Here is an 18,768-nt window from a genome sequence, read left to right on the forward strand (position 1 = left end):
TTAGTTACTTCCTTTATTATACCGATTTGTTGCAAGATTTGCTATAATTACATTCATGAATAAGCGAAACGGTTTCACTATTATTGAACTTTTGGTTGTAGCGACTTTCTTGATTATCATCGCAATCTTAGGTTTCTCACAATATACAAAATTGACCAACGAATCAAACAACGCCAAAAAACGCACCGCGATTAACGCCATGCATTATAGCCTGGAAGAAGGTTTTTACGTTAAAAATGGCTATTACCCAGAGAAGTTAGAAGAAGGTACGCTTCCGACTATGGATCCCGAGTTGTTAAAAGATCCGCAAGGTAAGAAAATTGGCGAAAAAGACAGCAGCTACCGTTATGAATCTTCAAATTGTAATGACGGAAAATGTAAGTCATATAAACTCGTTGCGACGCTTGTTGATGAAGACGACTACGTAAAAGAAAGTCGCCACAAATAATTAACTAATCATCACAAACAGGGCGGCCATTCTTAAAATCTTCAATGGCATTATTGATTATCGCAATTTGCTTACGTGGATTTGCCACAAAATGAAATATATATGTTGTTTCCTCGCCTTCGGTACTGAGACGAATCGTGCCATAGTTGAAAAGAGTCTGAATAACGCCTGATTGGAGGAAGCTTGCATCTTCAATACTGCCTAAGCTCACCGTTTGCTCGTGCCTATAAAATAAGCTACCTTGGATTTCCTGAATCACACTTTCGTTGGTCATGTAAAAATGATTCTGCAAATATATCCACAAGGACACCGCACCACCAAGCGCAACCAGCCCAATAAGCAACATTGCCACGCCAAACACATCGGTCAGCGAAGGCATCGGCGAAATAATTGCGTCACGAGCAATTGACGGATAAAACATCACAAACACCATGATCATCACCACCAAGAAAACCGAGATTCCCGTCGGGATTAGCATGCCAATTGGATGGCGTTTAATATCCAAAATAATATATTCGCCTTCGCTCAAATTGAGATTCGGGTATTGCTGAACTGATTTTTCATGCTTTTGCTTCAGGTCGTCACTAATAGTAAACGGCTTCGGGTCAATATCCCTGGCAACATGTACGACTTGCGGTTCATTAGCATATTGACTACGCAATCGCGGATCAAAATTCTCCCCATCAATAATTTCCGGTTTTGCCGTCACATAAGAATTCGTCTGCGCCACAACCGGAGCTGGACGACCAGTCTGCGGCGGATGATGGTATAGTGGTCGACCATCAGCATCGTATGCAACGGGCTGCGTTAAATCTTCTGACGAGGATGTTTGTGGATTCATGCCTATATTATAACACGACAGAACTTAAGATAGCCTTGTTTTTGCTCATGGCGGCTCCTAGTTAAGTTTGCTTGGTTTTATTAAAGCACAAAAAGCCGAAGAATACGATAACTATCTTCCCAAATGTTGCTTTGCCTTAATCGTCACTCGACGACCACGCGGTGTGCGCTCAATAAAACCAATTTGTAGCAAATATGGTTCATAAAAATCCTCAATTGTCGTCGCTTCGTCACCAGTCAGTGCCGCAATTGTCGTTAAGCCGACAGGATTATCACCATAATTTTCCAGGATCGATTGCAATAAATTACGATCAGCCGGATCCAAGCCCAACTCATCCACTTCCAGCATTTCCAAAGCGTTAGTTGTAGTTTTTACATCAATTATTCCGTCACCATTAACGTCGGCGTAATCACGAACTCGCTTAAGAAGCCTATTGGCAATACGTGGCGTCAAGCGCGCTCGCGTCGACAATAAATCTGCCGCTTCACTTCGAATTGACGATTCCAAAATCTTCGCACTACGCGTCACAATTTTCGCAATATCCTCTGGCGTGTAAAATTCCAAACGATAAATATGCCCGAACCTATCACGCAAAGGTGCCGCCAAACTTCCGGTTCGCGTCGTCGCGCCAATCACCGTAAATCGCGGCAAATCTAATCGAATTGATCGCGCTGCCGGACCTTTTCCAATCACAATATCCAGCTTAAAATCTTCCATTGCGGAGTACAAAATTTCCTCCACTGATCGCCCCAACCGATGAATCTCATCGATAAACAGAATATCACCGTCCGACAGATTAGTCAGAATTGACGCCAGATCGCCCGCTTTTTCAATAGCCGGACCGCTGGTAATTCGCAAATTCGTGCCCATTTCATTAGCAATCACCGTCGCCATAGTTGTTTTACCAAGCCCCGGCGGACCATATAATAATACGTGATCCAACGGCTCACCACGCTTTTTGGCTGCATCAATTGCCAAACGTAAATTTCTCTTCAATCTCTCTTGGCCAACATACTCAGAAAAACTCTGCGGACGCAAACTAACTTCAATTCGCTGCTCTTCAGAGTCGTCATCATGCGAACTTGTATCAACTATTCTTTCAATTGCCATAAACTAATTATAACATTTATAGTACAATAGAATTGTCTACATCTAGAACTCAACGTTTCAAACGTATTGTTTACGCATATAATGGGCAGCCGTTATTCGAGCGTAAACTCTACGTTCTAGGTGTAGACAGCCAAATTTAACGGCTGTCCTTTTTATTGGACAGCAAATCTCATAGGAGGAGATTATGGATAAAAAAGACAAAAGACCAGTTTTTAAAAAATGGTGGTTTTGGATAATTGTCATTATTGTAATTGGGGGGATTTACGGATCATCCCAACAGGATAAAGGTACTGTTATAAGTTCAAACGGCAACTCTGTTTCTGACAATAAAAAAACCGAGAAGACAAATTTCAAAGTCGGCGAAACTATCGCTTTCGATGGCAAGGAGGTGACTGTTAAATCAATTGATCGCGACTGGAAATCAGATAACCAGTTTATTAAGGCTAAAGACGGAAAAGAATTCGTTAAAGTGAATGTGTCAATTGTCAACAAATCAGATAGCGAGCTATCATTTAATACGTTCGACTGGAAAATAGAAGATGCGAATGGCGCTATTGAAGGACCGAGCGCTACAGCTTTCACGACGAACGACAATCTGAACTCTGGCACCTTGGCGATCAACGGCAAAAAAGAAGGTTCTGTCATATTTGAAGTAGCGAAAGATTCCACGATTAAAATTCACTACCAGCCTTCATTTTGGTCAAATAAAAAGATAGTCATTGAGCCTTAGAAAATTTACCTATTCTTTAAAAGGGCGCTATCTTAGCGTCCTTTTTATTTCTTCAACGCCTCAGTTACTCGCTGAGAAGTTGGTAAATTGACATCGACATTTTCAAGCGCCTTAGTGGCGTCCGCTAATGTATAGCCCAAAGCCATCAATGCCTCCAAGGCCTCATCAGAAGTGTTTAATTCAGTCTGTAGCGGGGTTTCCGTTCGTCCGTAATGAGTCGGTAAACCAACTTTATCGCTCAGATCAACCACTACTCGCTCGGCGGTTTTTTTGCCAACGCCAGTAGCCTTTTGCACAAAACCACTGTCAGCATTAGCAATAGCATTGCGCACTTGCTCGGCATCACCCAAGCTCAAAATAGCCAGCGCAGCCTTCGGACCAACTCCTTGAACCGTGATCAGCATTTCAAATAACTTTTTCGCCGCCAAACTCGAAAACCCAAACAATTCCTCAGACTGTTCGCGCACGTGATGATAAGTGTAAAATTTCACTTCCTGATCTAATATTACCGCGTCAAAATCATTAGTCGCCACGCTAACTTCATATCCAACACCATGAACATCAATGACTAACGAGCCATTAAACTTCTCAGCAACTTTTCCAAAAACATGTGCAATCATATTTCAATTATACCCGATTCATCGCCGCGTGTGTAATTGCTGCAGCCAAAGCGTCCGCGCAGTCATCCGGCTTCGGAACATCTTTCAGACCTAAATTAAGTCGCACCATTTCTTGAACCTGCTTTTTATCAGCCTTGCCATAGCCGGTCAAAGTTTGTTTTATTTGCAGTGGCGTATATTCAGCAATCGGCATTCCAGCTTTTCGCCCAGTCAACATCGCCACACCGCGCGCCTCCGCCACAGAAATCGCCGTCGTAACATTACGCGCAAAAAATAGCTTTTCAATCGACATGACATCAGGATTTGTTTCGGCAATAATCTCTGTCAGGCTATCGAAAATATCTTCAAGCCTTTCATCAATTGGCGTATGTGCCGGCGTCGTCACAACTCCCGCCGTGACCATCTTGAACTTGCCACGAGAAAAATCAATCACACCAAACCCCAAAATCCCCGTTCCCGGGTCAATCCCGATAATTCTCATATCTTTATTATAGCAATTATTTACCGCTTGCGGATTTAATGCTTTCGCGGATTTTTCGTACAAATTGCGAGATTTCCCATCGCCATTGCCATACGCCATAACCGACAGCCAGTAAACTCACGCCGCCAAATACCCACCAGCCCCAAGTAGCACCAGCAACCTGCTTAACTTCAGCCGCCGCCGAGCCAACAGTTGGCATATTTGCAGATTTTATCTTTCGGCAACGCTTAGTTTGTGGGTTGCGCTCAAATCCTTCTGGGCATTCTTTTGCTATATCGTCAGTGGAGGCAATTTTCTTACATCGACCCGTAGCTGAATTGCGGAATTGACCTTCTGGGCAAGGCTTCAAAGTTTTTGCCGCAGCCGATGCGATAGATCGACATCTGCCAGTTTCTTCACTACGATAATAGCCATCTTTACAAGGCGTAATAGTTTTTGCCGCTTCAATTTTTCGACAACGGAGAGTTTCTGGATGACGATATTGACCAACAGGACAAGGGCTTTCAACGGGCGGAGTGGCAATTTTCACACATCTACCCAGCGCATTTCGCTCGTAACCATTCTGACAGTCTGGATATTCCTTAAAGATATTCTCAGAATTTTCAGTTATCATAAACGTTTGCATCCACTCATCATCAATCAAACTCCACGAAGAGCTTTTCGCTAACTTCTCATATTCAGCGGAATCAATTTTCGAGCCAGCCTCATCTAATAAATAAACTTTTCCTTTTGTTTTTGGCAATTTCAGATTCGTGTTTTTTATTTTGATCACTAAAAATTCGCCAGGATTTAATTCGATATCACCGATATTTTCACGAACGCCAGAATCGCCAACCGTCAATTTACAGCCTGTCGTAATGACGGTTTTTTCGCCAGAATTAATAATTTCAATGAATTGCTCATCAATGTTCGATGCGATTTCACTTAGCTTCAGACCTTCACATTTATTCAACTCCTTTGGAGATTCAGATTTGGAATCTGGGGTTTTGCAATTTGGTCGTGAATACGGCACAATTTCCTGATTATCAGAACCTTTACTCGATAAAAAATCAGTGGAATTATTTTTCGAATCAATAATATTTTCACCAATAAAACAGCGCCAAACAATTTTCACACCACCTTTAATTGGTGAGCCTGCAGACTTTGAATTATTTCCCCAGCCAACGGTATCTGCGACCGACCCGTCCGAACGCGACAACACGACCGATCCATCATTTTGAGCCAAACCCAAATTATTATCAAACTTTATGGCGCCCGCCAACATCTTATCGTTCGACAAGACCAAAAATCCGTTCGCCAAGATTACTTCATCCTTGAAAATCTTTCCAACGGTTTTAGTGCCAGATCCAGCGTAATACTCTATTTTCCAACCAGTCAAGTCAACATTCTGATTCGTCGGATTATATATCTCAATGTATTTTTTATCCTGACTAATCTTTGAAATTAATATCGTCGCATTTTCTTCTGTTCTTTCATCTGACTTATCTATTTTTGGTGGCTCAGATTCGGGATTTGGCTCAGACTTTGAAGACTCATTGGCGGCAGGATTTTCGCTCGGACTATTTGTAGACGAATTCTCCGTTGGAGTCTCGGGATTTTCACTTGATTGAGAAGGTGAATTGCTATCGATCTGATCCTTGTCAACAACTGGATCTTTCGCTTCCTCAGCCGATTTAAGACTATTATCAACAGTCTGAACGTCATCAACTTTCGACTCTTGAGTAGCACTTGAAACACCTTCCGCCAAAACCAACGGCGACGGCATTATTAGCGCCGCGGCTAGTATCATAAGTAGTGTGTTGCGCAAATACTTCATGCTCGCTCCTTGCTTATGGTTAATCATCTTTAGTTTATCGTACTTTTTGTCAAATTAAAAATCGCCCCAAAAAAGGAGCGATTCCTTAAAGCGATAATTTTATTCCGCTGTGACATCCGCATTTGTATGAACATTCACAACGTCATCCAAATCATCCAACGCATCAATCATCTTCATCAATTTCTGCGCAGTTTCCATGTCGGCAATTTCTATCGGCGTATTGGCAATATATCGCAGTTCCGCATCTTTAACCTTCAAGCCTTGTTCAACCAATTTATTTCGCACACTCGCCAAATCTTTCAACTCCGTATACACGATAATTTCGCCGTCTTCCTCGACAGCATCTTCGGCGCCAGCGTCCAAAACCGCTAGCAACAAATCTTCCCCGCTACCTTCGATAGTAATGACGCCTTTGCGCGTGAATTGGAACATCACACTACCAGCATCAGCAATTCGCCCGCCATTTTTAACCAACGCAGTTTTTACCTCTGGCAATGTTCGATTGCGATTATCTGTCGCCGTTTCAATAATAACACCCACGCCGCCAGGACCATAACCTTCGTAAGCAATTTCCTCCAAAGCCGCTGCGCTCTTATCTGCCACTCGGTCAATTGCTCGCTGAATGTTTGCACTAGGCATATTTGCGGCCTTAGCTTTTTCAATTGCCATCGCCAAACTTGAGTTCAGCGCTGGGTCTGTGCCGCCACGTGCTGCAATAGCAATTTGATTACCCAATTTCGTAAAAATCGCGCCGCGCTTAGCGTCAACAATCGCTTTTTGTCGGTGAGTTGTAGCCCATTTACTGTGTCCTGACATATTTTCTCCTAAAGTTATTTGCTATTTCAATCTGTTACTATTATACACTACTCCACAATATTTATCTTAGCGAGGTCTAATTTAGTTTGCTTTTTCATCCAAATCATTGCCAAAATTAGTGCCACATATAAAGCCGCACATTGCCACAAATTGATACTAACTTCCATTTGAGCCCATTCAAATCCAGCCGTCCAATTGGTGACTTGAATCATATAGCCAAGTAACCACGTCGTCGGAATTGCAATCAACACGCCAATCATCGGCACAAAAACCATCACGCCCGACATAAACGTCAGCAGCATCGCTAGCGGTACAAACGGCAAAATCAGCATATTCGCAATTAACGCCACATTGCTAATAACCCCAAAACTCATCATAAGTAGCGGCAATGTCATAATTTGCGCCGACAAAGTTTCAATTAAAATCTGCCGAAACGCGCCCGGCTCTTTATTGCCAAAAAAGTAAGAGTGTAGGAGCGGCGCCAACATAATTACTCCCGCAAACGAAGCAAAGCTTAATTGCCAACCCAAATCACCCCAACCAAATTGTGGATTTATCAATAGCGTGATTGCCGCCGACACAGGAAGCAGAACCAGCGGATGAATTGTCCGACCATAATACCACGCCGCCAGACTCAGTCCCGCCACCAAGCCAGCTCTCGACATACTAGGACTTAATCCGGTCACCGCCATAAAACCAATTATCATAACAGCCGCGCTGAGCATCGCTAAATATTTTGATCGCTTGGCGAATAATCGTCGCGCTAAACGAACTAAAATTGTCAAATTGTAGCCGCTCGCCACCACGATATGCGTTAATCCGGCAATTTTCAAATTGTCACTTAATTCAGTCGGCATGGCACGTCGCAAGCCCAATAAAAATCCCAGCCCCAACGCGGACTCTGATTCCGGAACATGCTCACGGACCCGCCTCGCAAACCAATCGCGAACTCCCACCGCCACATCACCCGGAACTGGTCTTTCGGCGCTAATAATTTTCGCCCGATATATGCTTGCTGAAAAAGCCCCAAATCCCGCCGTCATTTTACCCTTAACTCTCACAATATCACTGCGCTTAATTGAGTTTTTATCTGGCGTCGTCACCCAAATTTGTCCCGACAATTTTTCATTATTCATCTGCAAATTGCCCAGTCTAAGAACCGTTTGGCTATTTTTATCGAGATCAGGATCCTCCAAGACTTGACCTTGGATAATTGCGACTTTTCCGATTAACGAATCATAAACCTCCACGCCTTTTCTGCCAATTTCACCGCGCCAAAGACCAATCAAAACTCCAGAAATAATTGCTAAAATCACAAAAAATCGCCAGCGCCAAATTGCCACAATTACGAAAATAGCCAGCCCGACCAATAAAAATAATGGATTCGCCGCAAACGACCGCGGTATGTAATGGATGGAAATTACGCCAATTGTCAAACCGAGGCACCACACCGCCACCAACCAAGAAATATGCAACTTATTAAATAGCCAACTATTCATACTTAAAGTATATCTGGATCCGAAGCCATAAAAAAGACTCCGCCAAGGGAGTCGATTTCAAATTTGGAGGGTCCACCGGGGCTTGAACCCGGGACACCCTGCTTAAAAGGCAGGTGCTCTAACCAACTGAGCTATGGACCCATTCGGAATATCCGCTTTTTTCATCCTAGCACAAACCAGCATAAAGGTCAATGCTTAGCGAGTTTATGTCCGCCAGTATGTAGTGAAAAAATGTCAATTAGACCACACACCAGACCAAACGTAGCCACATACCGCCAATTATTCGCGAAAATCTTATACAGCTCCAGCGCCTGTCCGTCTAGTGATATATATTTTCCCAGAGGAACCACCAATAGTGCTGCCGTCAAAAACGCGATTCCCACCGCCGAAACAATTCTCTCATGTTTCTTCTGGTATCTCGGACCACTTAAAAGAAGCATAATTAACGGAACCAACGTTAAGACTAATCCCGAAATTACACCATTTGGCAATAAACCAGTTTCCAATTTCAAGCCATCCAGCAATCCCGTCAGCCAGCTGCCCCACCATTCTGATAGTAAAAATCCCGTCGCCAACGCCAACGCCAATGGACCGAATCTTCGGGATAAAACAAATGTAACCGCAAAAACCGCTACTAAAATTGCTCCAAATAAAATTATCACACTCATTTATCCTCCTCCAAATCAAATTTTACCGGTGACCCAACTACAGCGTTTGCCCGCTTAGCAACACCCGCCTTCACCTCCAACACGTACTTTGCCGGAACCGGTGGCGTATATTTTTCATACGGCTCAGCATCTGGCTTGACGTTATGCTTTATGTAGACGACGCGCTTTTTATCATTAATCCAAATCATATCAACCGAAAACTTCATATCTTTCATCCACATTTTATGACGATCGTTATAGTCAAATACGAACAGCATGGCATAATTCTCATCAATTCCCAGCCTTCCGGACAGACCTTTCCGCTGCGATTCTTCGTCATTAGCAATTTCCGCCCGAAGCATCGTCTTATTAGGGTAAATCATTTCCGTTTTTGGCGAAACCGTTCGAAAAGCATAAAAAATTGCCCCACCAATAACCATTAGCATACCGCAGATAAATATCCATTTGATGACAGTTCGAATTACTGTCGAGTGACGAGGCTCATCCATAAACCTATTATAACAAGTTTATGCTTAAGCGCCGATTTTATCTTTTTTATTGCCACGCTTGGCGTTTCGATCGATGTATTCAATTATCTTTCCAGCCACATTTCGGCGAGTAATTTTCTCAATTCCAAACCCTGGGCTAGCATTAACCTCCAACACCAAAGCTCCACGACTTGATCTCATGAAATCGACTCCGGCAACTGTTAATCCCATTGCCTTAGCGGCTTTCACACACATTTTACGTTCAGAATCTGTCAATTTTATGCTGGTTCCTTCGCCGCCCTTGTGTAAATTGCTACGGAAATCATCGTCCAAGCTCTGACGCTTCATACTAGCCACCACTTGACTACCAACCACAAACGCACGAATATCGACACCAGCCGACTCTCTAATAAACTCCTGAAGTAACACATTCGTGCCGTCAGAGTTGGTCAAATAGAACGCCTGCAGAACCGACTTGGCAGCCTTCTTAGTTTCCGCCAGAACCACGCCATTTCCGTGCGTGCCGCGCGCTAACTTAATAATCGCCGGCATACCACCAATCTCTTCAATGAGCGAATCAATGTCAGTCGCGTTTCGAGAAAAGACCGTCTTCGGAATCGACACGCCCGCTTTAACTAATAACTGCGTTGAGCGCAATTTATCCCGCGCCCTAGTAATTGCAATCGAGCGATTCATAAAAAACGCTTTCGGATACATCATCTCCAATTGACGCAAAACCGCTGTTCCATATTTTGTCATGTGGCTCGCGATTCGCGGAATTACTACGTCAAATTCACCAATTTCTTTGCCTTTATAAATAACCGTCGGATGCTTTTCGTCAATTGAAACGTAGCAGTTTTTATATTTAATAACCTTGACTTGATGACCGCGCTTTTCAGCCTCTTCTTTCAGGCGAAGCGTCGAATAATTAATGTTGCCGTTGGATAAGATTGCAATTCGCATTATTTTTCTTCACCTTTCTGATGATATTTTTTATAAAATTCGTATGGATTCAATTTTACTTCTTCATTAAGACTAGCAGTTACGAACGATTTTTTCCTGCGAACATTTTTTCTTGAGACATCCACTAGGAATTTTCCAGAAATTGACCGTCTGCCAATTAACACCGGAAATTCATTCTTTGATCGATCAGACAAATTCATTAACATTTTAATTTTTCGTCCACCAAGCTTCACCCAAAAATGCGTTCGATAACGAATCTGATTTTGACCCATTGCGGAGCGTACGCTGGCTACAGAATAATCAGTTCTCTTAAATACCTTACCATTATAATACAGCGAACCTTCGCCAAACAGGGAAAATTTCAATATCCCATCTTTATCAATGTGAATATTACTCGCCCAAACCGCACTGGAATCGGCGCCCGTATCAATTTTAGCTGGGACTTTTTGCGCTCGCTTGCCAAAATCCACAAGCTCAGTCGACCCAATAATGGCTTTTTCTTTCATACGTCAATATTATGGCATAAAAACTATCTTTTTGCAATATCTTGCCTTTTGCTTCTTTGAGCTCTCGCTACCACAATTATCACCGCTACAATGATAGATATACCAGCCAAAATAGCTAATACATAAGTGTATCCCGACAATAGGTATATCAAAGCTAATGTCACACATACGGCACCCCAGGTCGTAATCAGTCGTTTGTTAAGTACCAGCCCCACAGCGACCATCAATGAATGCTCTATTAGGAATAATATTTCCATAACGCCGTCTCCTGCTAACGCCAGGATGAGGGTCGGCAGACTAAGTACAGAGAGAGCCAGTACTAGGTGTGCTATCGTAGACTTATGAATATACCCCAACCAACGCCACGACATCACCGCTCCCGAAAGAATTGCCGCTGACCACAAATATGGTATTGTGATAGCGTGAACGGGTAAGGCTAGGTTTTTAATAGTAAATAAAACGCCGCACAAAATCAGGATTACACCTGAATCAAAATATAAAATATTCTTTTTAGGAACACCTTCGAACATCAAGGCTATACCGTTAATTATCCACACCAGCGCTGCCAGAATCACTGACGCCACAGTAGCGCTAACTGATGTAGCAATAGACAATAAGACTACCGACCAGCCGATGGCGCTATAGAACGAAGAGTAATACCAACGACTCGACATCTTTCTGATTCGCGCAGCAATAGCCAAGCCGTAAAACACCGCAAAAATGACCAGGGCAACGACTGACATGAATTCGAGCGGAATAGTAAACCATTGAGCTATAAGGCAAAGTAACAACGCTAGACTCGGGTGCGCAGCTATTGTCATTATTCGCCAATCTCGTTTAGCAAGTACCGCCATATAAAGAGCTATCGTAGCCGCTAGCCACCCCAATATCTTGAACGACAAATCATATGTTGCCAGTAGATTAATTGCCGGAAACGCTATCGCTGGAACTGTAGCGGCGCACAGCGTCATATCACTAATGATTGACGATTGCCTATTCGTTCGCAACAGCCAGTACAAAGACCCAAAACCAACTAGACTCACCCATGCAGCAATTGCGAGATTGTCATTAAACGGTACATTCAACCAATGCAGGGACAATAAAACAAAGATGATTGTCGTAAGATATGCCCCACCCAAATAAACCTCTCTACGACATCGGTAAAATGCATAATATAGTGACACCACTAGCGGCAACCAAACTATCGGATGAATTGACGACAATACAACAATGACAGCTACGTCAATAATAGAATATAGAAACAGCTCACGACTTTTGATGGCCGTGTTGCCATGACGACGATAAAGCCATTCTACTATTAATAGCGACGACACATTTATCCACGCCATTAAAATAGAGACGTTTTCACTAGACACCGAAAAACCTAAAGCTAGCAAAAATACCGACAACATTAAAGAGGTATGAACTCCAACTACAAACTCATAAACTTTTTCGCGCCATACAGCCACACTCATAATGCCAGCACCGATAGCTATCGCGCCCGATAGACACATCAGGGCTTCCTCTGTCGCATAAGTGGCTATCATCGCTGAAGTAAACATCGCCATTAATAGCCAAGTTGACGCAGCGCCATACACTAAAGCAGCCTGACTTTTACTAATATTCGGACGCTTCAAAATTAGCAATCGGCAAATAACTGGCAGTGGCGTCATGAATAGAAAAATTAGATACTGTACGCGTGGTGCTATAGCTATATCAATATTAAATAGTGTTATACCAATCGGCACCAATAGAATCCCAGATATCACAACCATAACACCGAAGCGGACACGACGTAACAAAAAAAGGATTGCAAGACTAATCGCTGAAATAACACTAATAAAGGTAAAGGCAACCGTCATTAGTAGCGAATCTCCAGAACCGATCACGCCAAACAGAGCACTTAGTGACACAGCAAAACTAGCCCACAATACTATTTCATGATGTCTATCGTACTGTTTCTGAACGTACATTGATACAGCGGACCAGATTATATTTCCAAGCGCCACTAACCCTAAAATCACACTTACAACCAACTGATTATCGTCAGATAAATACATTGCGAAACTAGCAGCCATCACCATTAACAATAAGCGAGCTGTTGTCAACTCATAAGTACGCATCTTTTTAGACTTCTCAACAAGAGCAACCGTAAAGTAATATGCAACGCTAGCGAATAACAGTACACTAATATCTAATGTGCCCATATATGCCGACGAGCTAAGCGCGATAAACATCGTCATCGGCACGATAAACGGATTTACAATGTTTAACGGTTCGACGAACTGACGAGGAAAGCGACTAGAAAAATATGCAGCCACAGTCATCAAACATCCAAATAACAGCATTACAACGTAATACCAGACCAGCTGCGCATGCACAACAGCCGGCAAACTAGTCGTCATCGTAAACATCGATAGTAGCGATACATAAGCAAGCGGTCTACTATTCAATCTCACCGTAGCATCAACACACAAAATAGCACCAATTACAGAGGTAATAAGCCAGCACCATGCGAGGTCGATGCCTAAAAGCAAGTTCATAGTCCAGCCACCAATTGGCACAGCAGCCAAGGCCGTACCAATAAGCGCTGTCGACGCAGATTTTAATATTGGCAAGCGAGCATACAATATCTGACCAATAATATAATAAATAAAAATAAACAGCCACACCAATCCAAACCTAAGTTGGATAGATAGATTAATTGCCTGGGCTAGAAGCAATATTCCCGCAGTCAGAAGTAGCGATGCCGTATATAGCGCTATATTAATTGTAGTCTTACGGCCCCTCTCCTTTTCCTTGTCATCAATATGTGGTGTCCGTTCAATATTATTCTCAACAGGCGCAGCAACCGTATTTACTCTCTCTTCAGATGTGGAAATACTAGTAGGAATTATATTATCGAGATTCTCATTATTACTGATATTTAACGGTGTATTCGCAAGCCGTGAAGCGGCGTTTTGATTCTCAGTGACAAGTCTTATTTGACCGTTGTCATTCTCAATTTTGGCACATCCATTTTGTGCATCACGCACGCCATCCCAATATCCCTGCCGATAATCTTCGGAATAATTAGACGGCTGGCTATCACCTCTCTGTAATAATTTTATTAGCTTAATTACTACAATAATAACTATTATCAGAAAAATTAATCCCATACCTTCAATCCCTCTTATGTTAGCTTCAGTATAACACAGGATTTTTTCTCGACAAATATACTAGGAAAACAGTCCTCGTTTTTTAGCGCCCTTAAATTGCTCCAAAAGCTCCTTCTGTTTCTTGGTCAATTTGGTTGGCGTATCAACAATAACACCCACAATATGCGGACCACGGGATTCACTATGTAAGTGTGGCACGCCATGACCTGACAACTTGAAGTCGGTGCCGCTCTGAGTGCCTGCTGGGATTTTCATCGTTATTATGCCATCCACAGTCTCCACATCAATTTCCGTTCCCAGCGCTGCATCAACCATAGAAATATGTTCTTCGCTAAGAATAATATTGCCTTCACGAGTGAATTTTTTATGCGCCTTAACGCGAATATGGACATACAAATCACCTCTGCTACCACCAGCAACTGCTTCGCCGCGATCGCGCAGACGAATTGTCGCGCCATCATCAATTCCCGCCGGAATTTTAATAGTGATATCCTGATTCTGTCGAGTCGTGCCTTTTCCTCGACAAACTGAACATTCTTTTTCAGGAACTTTTCCCTTGCCGTGACAAGTTTCACAAACAACCGCCTGCTGAATTTGCCCAAACAGCGAATTCATCGTTCGAGTTTGCTGACCCGCACCCTTACAAGTTGGGCACGTTTTCATTCCAAATCCAGGCTCGGCGCCATCGCCATGGCAATGTTCACATTCAACATCCAGCATTAAACTAATTTTCTTTTCTACACCAAATACCGCGTCCTCGAAACTTAGTGTTACGCTAGTTTCAACATCACGCCCACGCGAACGACCATTTCCAGCACCGCCAGTTGCACCACCGAAGAATTGGCTAAAAATATCACCTAGTCCACCATCACCAAAATCAAAGTGAACGTTTTGACCGCCGAATCCACCAAATCCTTCAAACGGACTACCAGAAAAACCGCCACCAGACGCGCCACCAACGCCAGCATGACCAAATTGATCATAACGCTGTCGCTTCTGTTTGTCTTTCAGAACTTCATAGGCTTCATTAATTTCCTTAAATTTAGCCTCGTCGCCACCCTGCTTATCAGGGTGATATTTAATTGCTAATTTACGAAAAGCCTTTTTTATCTCATCTTCAGAAGCGGTCTTTGGAACGCCCAATATTTCATAATAATCACGCTTGCTCATACCTTGTATATTATACGCGTTTAGCACTCTCAGCGCAAGAGTGCTAAGTCCAAAAAAGGCCGCTCTTTTTATCGAGCAGCCTTCTTTGTAAATACGTTAGGTTTATTTTTCGTCGACAATTTCGCCTTCGACCGGCTCGTCTTTATCAGACTTTTTGTCGCCAGCTTCGTCGGCTTTTTTATCGTCGGCTGATTGTTGATACATCTTAGCCCCGATTGGCATAATCGCGTCGTTCAAGGCTTTAATTGCAGCATCTAATTCGTCCTTATCTTCAGAATCTTTGTGCTTCTCAGCCTCTTCGACAGCCTTTTCAATCGCTTGCTTGTCGTCGTCAGAAATCTTATCCTTGAATTCGTCCGGCATTTTCTTTGCCTGATAAATAGCGTTTTCAAGCTGATTCTTCGTATCGACAGTTTCGCGCTTTTTCTTATCTTCGTCCGCGTGAAGTTCGGCTTCTTTTTGCGCCTTCTCAATATCTTCCTTGCTCATATTGCCAGAGTTTTGGATAGTGATTGATTGCTCCTTGCCGGTTCCCTTGTCTTTGGCTGTAACGTTAAGAATACCGTTGGCATCAATGTTAAAGGTCACTTCAATTTGAGGCACACCGCGTGGTGCTGGTGCAATACCGTCAAGCACAAATCGACCCAAACTCTTATTGTCATTAGCAAACTCGCGCTCACCCTGAAGAACGTGAATTTCCACCTGAGGTTGGTTATCCGCAGCCGTCGAGAAAACTTCGCTCTTGCTTGTTGGAATTGTAGTGTTTCGATCAATCAACTTCGTCGACACACCGCCCATCGTCTCAATTCCAAGAGAAAGCGGAGTCACGTCCAGAAGCAACACGTCCTTAACGTCACCAGCCAAGACACCACCTTGAATTGCAGCACCAACAGCCACAACCTCATCTGGGTTTACGCCTTGCATTGGATCTTTTCCAAAGAAATTCTTTACACGCTCGACCACGGCTGGCATACGAGTCATTCCACCAACCATAACTACATTGTTAATGTCGGACTTAGAAAGTTTGGCATCCTTCAAAGCCTTTTCTACTGGACCATCCAAGCGATCCAATAGATCCTTAACCAAATCTTCCAACTTAGCGCGACTCAAGCTCATCTCAAAGTGCTTTGGACCATCGGCGTCAGCGGTAATAAATGGAATGTTGACTTCATATTCCGTAACCGTTGACAATTCTTTCTTCGCCTTTTCAGCCTCATCCTTCAGACGTTGCATTGCTGCATTATCTTTACGAAGATCAATTCCTTCCTTTGATTTGAAATCATCCAAGAAGTAATTGACAATAGCGTTGTCGAAATCCTCGCCACCAAGGTGCGTATCACCATTGGTTGCTTTAACTTCAAACACGCCATCACCCAGCTCCAGCACAGACACGTCAAACGTACCGCCACCAAGGTCGAACACTACGATAGTTTCGTCGTTCTTACCCTTTTCTAGACCATAAGCCAAAGCCGCAGCTGTCGGTTCGTTGATAATACGCTTAACTTCCAATCCAGCAATTTTACCAGCGTCCTTAGTTGCTTGGCGCTGTGAATCGTCAAAGTAAGCTGGCACCGTAATCACTGCTTCCGTCACTTTTTCACCCAAGAAAGCTTCGGCGTCAGCCTTGATTTTACTAAGAATCATTGCTGAAACTTCTTCTGGCGTGTATTCCTTATCGCCCATTTCGACTGCCACGCCAGTACCTTTTTTAACAATCTTGTACGGCATGATATCCAAGTCTTTTTGCACTTCCTTGTCGTCAAACTTACGGCCAATCAAACGCTTAACGCCGTAAATCGTGTTTTTTGGGTTTGTTACGCGCTGACGCTGAGCAACTTGACCAACAAGTCGTTCACCCTTTTTATTAACCGCAACTACAGATGGCGTAGTACGATTACCTTCGGCATTAGAAATCACCTCTGGTTTTCCAGCTAGCATATATGCAAATGCGCTGTTGGTTGTACCGAGGTCAATACCAATAATTTTACCCATATGATTCCCCTTTCTGTTATGATCACATCTGGTCTATATCTTATATTCATTCTAGCACTCTTTCGTGGCGAGTGCCAACTATCTCAGTATAAATAATTAGCACTCTCGTGTCAAGAGTGCTAAACATAGTTTTTTCTTAATCAAATTATTGACGAGTGACTTTTACCATTGCGTCGCGAATAACTGAGCCGTTCAAAGTATAGCCAGCGCGAAGCTCCTCGGCAATAACTTCCTTATCGCCATCCGTCGTCGATTCGTCAAATTGAACAGCCTGATGAAATTCAGGATTAAATAAAGTTCCGGGTTTGGCGTCAATTTTCTCCAAACCAATCTCCTTCAACTGCTTGTCAAGCTGCTTACTAAGACCAGCCACACCCTTAACCCACGCATTATCTTGAAGTTCCTCTGGGACGTTGACAACAGCTCGCTCAATTGTATCAATGACTGGCAACAATTTCATCACCGACTTAGTTTGCCCCAACTCATGCGCTGATTGTTTTTCCGCCTCCACGCGCTTACGATAATTCTCAAAATCCGCTCGAGTTCGCTGCAAATCCGACGTCAGCTCAGCAACTTCTTTCTCTAAATCTTCAACTTTTTTATTCTTCGTCATTTTTTCCTCCTTTTAAACGGCCAAAACGGCTCGTCGCCATACGTACAGGGAAAAAGCACTACCATAGCCATGAAAATAATAATCAAAATAATCACTACTAGCCACGTTGGCAAGCCGCTCAGTAGTCCACCAATCCATTCAGCCATTACAATACCTCCTCTAGCATCGCGCCCGTACGACGCACCAGCTCCATCGTTCGACGATAATTTTGTCGCGTCGGACCAATCACACCGATGTAATTATCGCCACCAGACGATGACTTAAATTTACTTATAATCAACGTAGCGCCACTGCTTTTACCGATTGGATTTTCGCTACCAATAAACACATTTAGCGGTTCGTCCGGCGCCGCTTCACGCAGCCACGGTTCGATATTGTCAATCAATTTAGCAACCGCCTGAACATGATCGCCATCACCAAACTCTGGCTGACTGAACAACTGAGTCATTCCGTTCATATACAAACTCGAGCCAAATGACGCAAAACCAAAATTGCCAGTCATTTCCACCAAACCATCAACCGCTCGGCGAATCGCTTTGTCTGAAGTATCAACATTTGAATTGACGTGCGCTTCAATTGCCTTCGTGCTGCTATCAATACCGCTCGGCAATTCCGTCATTTGCGCTGCCGTGATTCCATTGACATAAAAACGATATCCCTTGTCTGTCGGAATTCGACCTGCGCTCGTGTGGGGCGCCTCAATAAATCCCATCTCCTCAAGCTTTGCCATTTCACTGCGAATCGTGGCACTGCTCACGCCAAACAGTTTGGCTAGCGTTACACTACCAACTGGCGCCGCAATTTCAGCGTACTGTTCGATAATAGCGACAAGGATTGCTTGTTGACGTTCGGTCATAGTCCAATTATATC

General features: G+C 43.4%; 19 protein-coding genes and 1 tRNA gene. 2 read left to right on the forward strand and 18 right to left on the reverse strand.

Annotated features, from left to right (window positions below; translation table 11 throughout):
• The first annotated feature begins 55 nt into the window (after positions 1 to 55).
• Complete coding sequence (locus LRM47_RS01680; protein WP_243822577.1) at positions 56 to 448, forward strand: type II secretion system protein; 393 nt, start codon at positions 56 to 58, stop codon at positions 446 to 448.
• A gap of 4 nt (positions 449 to 452) precedes the next feature.
• Here the strand turns inward: LRM47_RS01680 and LRM47_RS01685 are convergent, their stop codons facing one another.
• Complete coding sequence (locus tag LRM47_RS01685) at positions 453 to 1,289, reverse strand: PH domain-containing protein (protein WP_243822578.1); 837 nt, start codon at positions 1,287 to 1,289, stop codon at positions 453 to 455.
• Positions 1,290 to 1,400: 111 nt separating this feature from the next.
• Positions 1,401 to 2,399, reverse strand: coding sequence for a Holliday junction branch migration DNA helicase RuvB (gene ruvB / locus LRM47_RS01690; RefSeq protein WP_243822579.1), 999 nt, complete (start codon positions 2,397 to 2,399; stop codon positions 1,401 to 1,403).
• A gap of 184 nt (positions 2,400 to 2,583) precedes the next feature.
• On the opposite strand from ruvB, the gene LRM47_RS01695 reads away from it, so the two are divergent.
• Complete coding sequence (locus tag LRM47_RS01695; RefSeq protein WP_243822580.1) at positions 2,584 to 3,129, forward strand: DUF4352 domain-containing protein; 546 nt, start codon at positions 2,584 to 2,586, stop codon at positions 3,127 to 3,129.
• 44 nt (positions 3,130 to 3,173) lie between these two features.
• Here LRM47_RS01695 and ruvA read toward each other — a convergent pair whose 3' ends face one another.
• From ruvA to LRM47_RS01775, 16 genes are all read right to left on the reverse strand, one after another.
• Positions 3,174 to 3,749 (reverse strand): Holliday junction branch migration protein RuvA, encoded by a 576-nt coding sequence (gene ruvA, locus LRM47_RS01700; protein ID WP_243822581.1) that lies wholly within the window; start codon positions 3,747 to 3,749, stop codon positions 3,174 to 3,176.
• A 7-nt stretch (positions 3,750 to 3,756) separates the two neighbouring features.
• Entirely contained in the window at positions 3,757 to 4,230 is a 474-nt protein-coding gene (gene ruvC / locus LRM47_RS01705; RefSeq protein ID WP_129631598.1) for a crossover junction endodeoxyribonuclease RuvC, read from the reverse strand.
• 16 nt (positions 4,231 to 4,246) lie between these two features.
• Positions 4,247 to 6,046, reverse strand: coding sequence for a lamin tail domain-containing protein (locus LRM47_RS01710; protein ID WP_243822582.1), 1,800 nt, complete (start codon positions 6,044 to 6,046; stop codon positions 4,247 to 4,249).
• A 99-nt stretch (positions 6,047 to 6,145) separates the two neighbouring features.
• Complete coding sequence (locus LRM47_RS01715) at positions 6,146 to 6,862, reverse strand: YebC/PmpR family DNA-binding transcriptional regulator (protein ID WP_243822583.1); 717 nt, start codon at positions 6,860 to 6,862, stop codon at positions 6,146 to 6,148.
• A gap of 47 nt (positions 6,863 to 6,909) precedes the next feature.
• On the reverse strand, positions 6,910 to 8,361 hold the full coding sequence (locus LRM47_RS01720) for a ComEC/Rec2 family competence protein (RefSeq protein WP_243822584.1): 1,452 nt from the start codon (positions 8,359 to 8,361) through the stop codon (positions 6,910 to 6,912).
• 64 nt (positions 8,362 to 8,425) lie between these two features.
• A tRNA-Lys gene (locus LRM47_RS01725) sits at positions 8,426 to 8,502 on the reverse strand.
• A 47-nt stretch (positions 8,503 to 8,549) separates the two neighbouring features.
• Positions 8,550 to 9,029, reverse strand: a complete 480-nt coding sequence (locus LRM47_RS01730) for a hypothetical protein (protein WP_243822585.1) — start codon at positions 9,027 to 9,029, stop codon at positions 8,550 to 8,552.
• On the reverse strand, positions 9,026 to 9,517 hold the full coding sequence (locus tag LRM47_RS01735) for a DUF192 domain-containing protein (RefSeq protein WP_243822586.1): 492 nt from the start codon (positions 9,515 to 9,517) through the stop codon (positions 9,026 to 9,028). The genes LRM47_RS01730 and LRM47_RS01735 overlap by 4 nt, the downstream gene beginning before the upstream one ends.
• A gap of 24 nt (positions 9,518 to 9,541) precedes the next feature.
• Positions 9,542 to 10,459 carry a RimK family alpha-L-glutamate ligase gene (locus tag LRM47_RS01740; protein WP_129631616.1) on the reverse strand — a complete coding sequence of 306 codons (918 nt, stop codon included), beginning with the start codon at positions 10,457 to 10,459 and terminating at the stop codon, positions 9,542 to 9,544.
• Entirely contained in the window at positions 10,459 to 10,965 is a 507-nt protein-coding gene (locus LRM47_RS01745) for an ATP-dependent zinc protease family protein (protein WP_243822587.1), read from the reverse strand. The genes LRM47_RS01740 and LRM47_RS01745 overlap by 1 nt, the downstream gene beginning before the upstream one ends.
• Positions 10,966 to 10,988: 23 nt before the next feature.
• Positions 10,989 to 14,123: a hypothetical protein gene (locus tag LRM47_RS01750; RefSeq protein WP_243822588.1), complete on the reverse strand. Its 3,135-nt coding sequence runs from the start codon at positions 14,121 to 14,123 to the stop codon at positions 10,989 to 10,991.
• 60 nt (positions 14,124 to 14,183) lie between these two features.
• Entirely contained in the window at positions 14,184 to 15,293 is a 1,110-nt protein-coding gene (gene dnaJ / locus LRM47_RS01755) for a molecular chaperone DnaJ (RefSeq protein ID WP_243822589.1), read from the reverse strand.
• Between the two features lie 102 nt (positions 15,294 to 15,395).
• Complete coding sequence (dnaK, locus tag LRM47_RS01760; protein WP_243822590.1) at positions 15,396 to 17,285, reverse strand: molecular chaperone DnaK; 1,890 nt, start codon at positions 17,283 to 17,285, stop codon at positions 15,396 to 15,398.
• Positions 17,286 to 17,430: 145 nt separating this feature from the next.
• Complete coding sequence (locus LRM47_RS01765) at positions 17,431 to 17,898, reverse strand: nucleotide exchange factor GrpE (protein WP_243822591.1); 468 nt, start codon at positions 17,896 to 17,898, stop codon at positions 17,431 to 17,433.
• Complete coding sequence (locus tag LRM47_RS01770) at positions 17,895 to 18,044, reverse strand: hypothetical protein (protein WP_165000066.1); 150 nt, start codon at positions 18,042 to 18,044, stop codon at positions 17,895 to 17,897. The genes LRM47_RS01765 and LRM47_RS01770 overlap by 4 nt, the downstream gene beginning before the upstream one ends.
• Positions 18,044 to 18,754, reverse strand: coding sequence for a transcriptional regulator (locus LRM47_RS01775; protein ID WP_129631658.1), 711 nt, complete (start codon positions 18,752 to 18,754; stop codon positions 18,044 to 18,046). Before LRM47_RS01775 ends, LRM47_RS01770 begins: the two co-directional genes overlap by 1 nt.
• Positions 18,755 to 18,768: the final 14 nt, after the last annotated feature.

The organism is Candidatus Nanosynbacter sp. TM7-076, assembly GCF_022828325.1.
GTDB lineage: Bacteria > Patescibacteriota > Saccharimonadia > Saccharimonadales > Saccharimonadaceae > Nanosynbacter.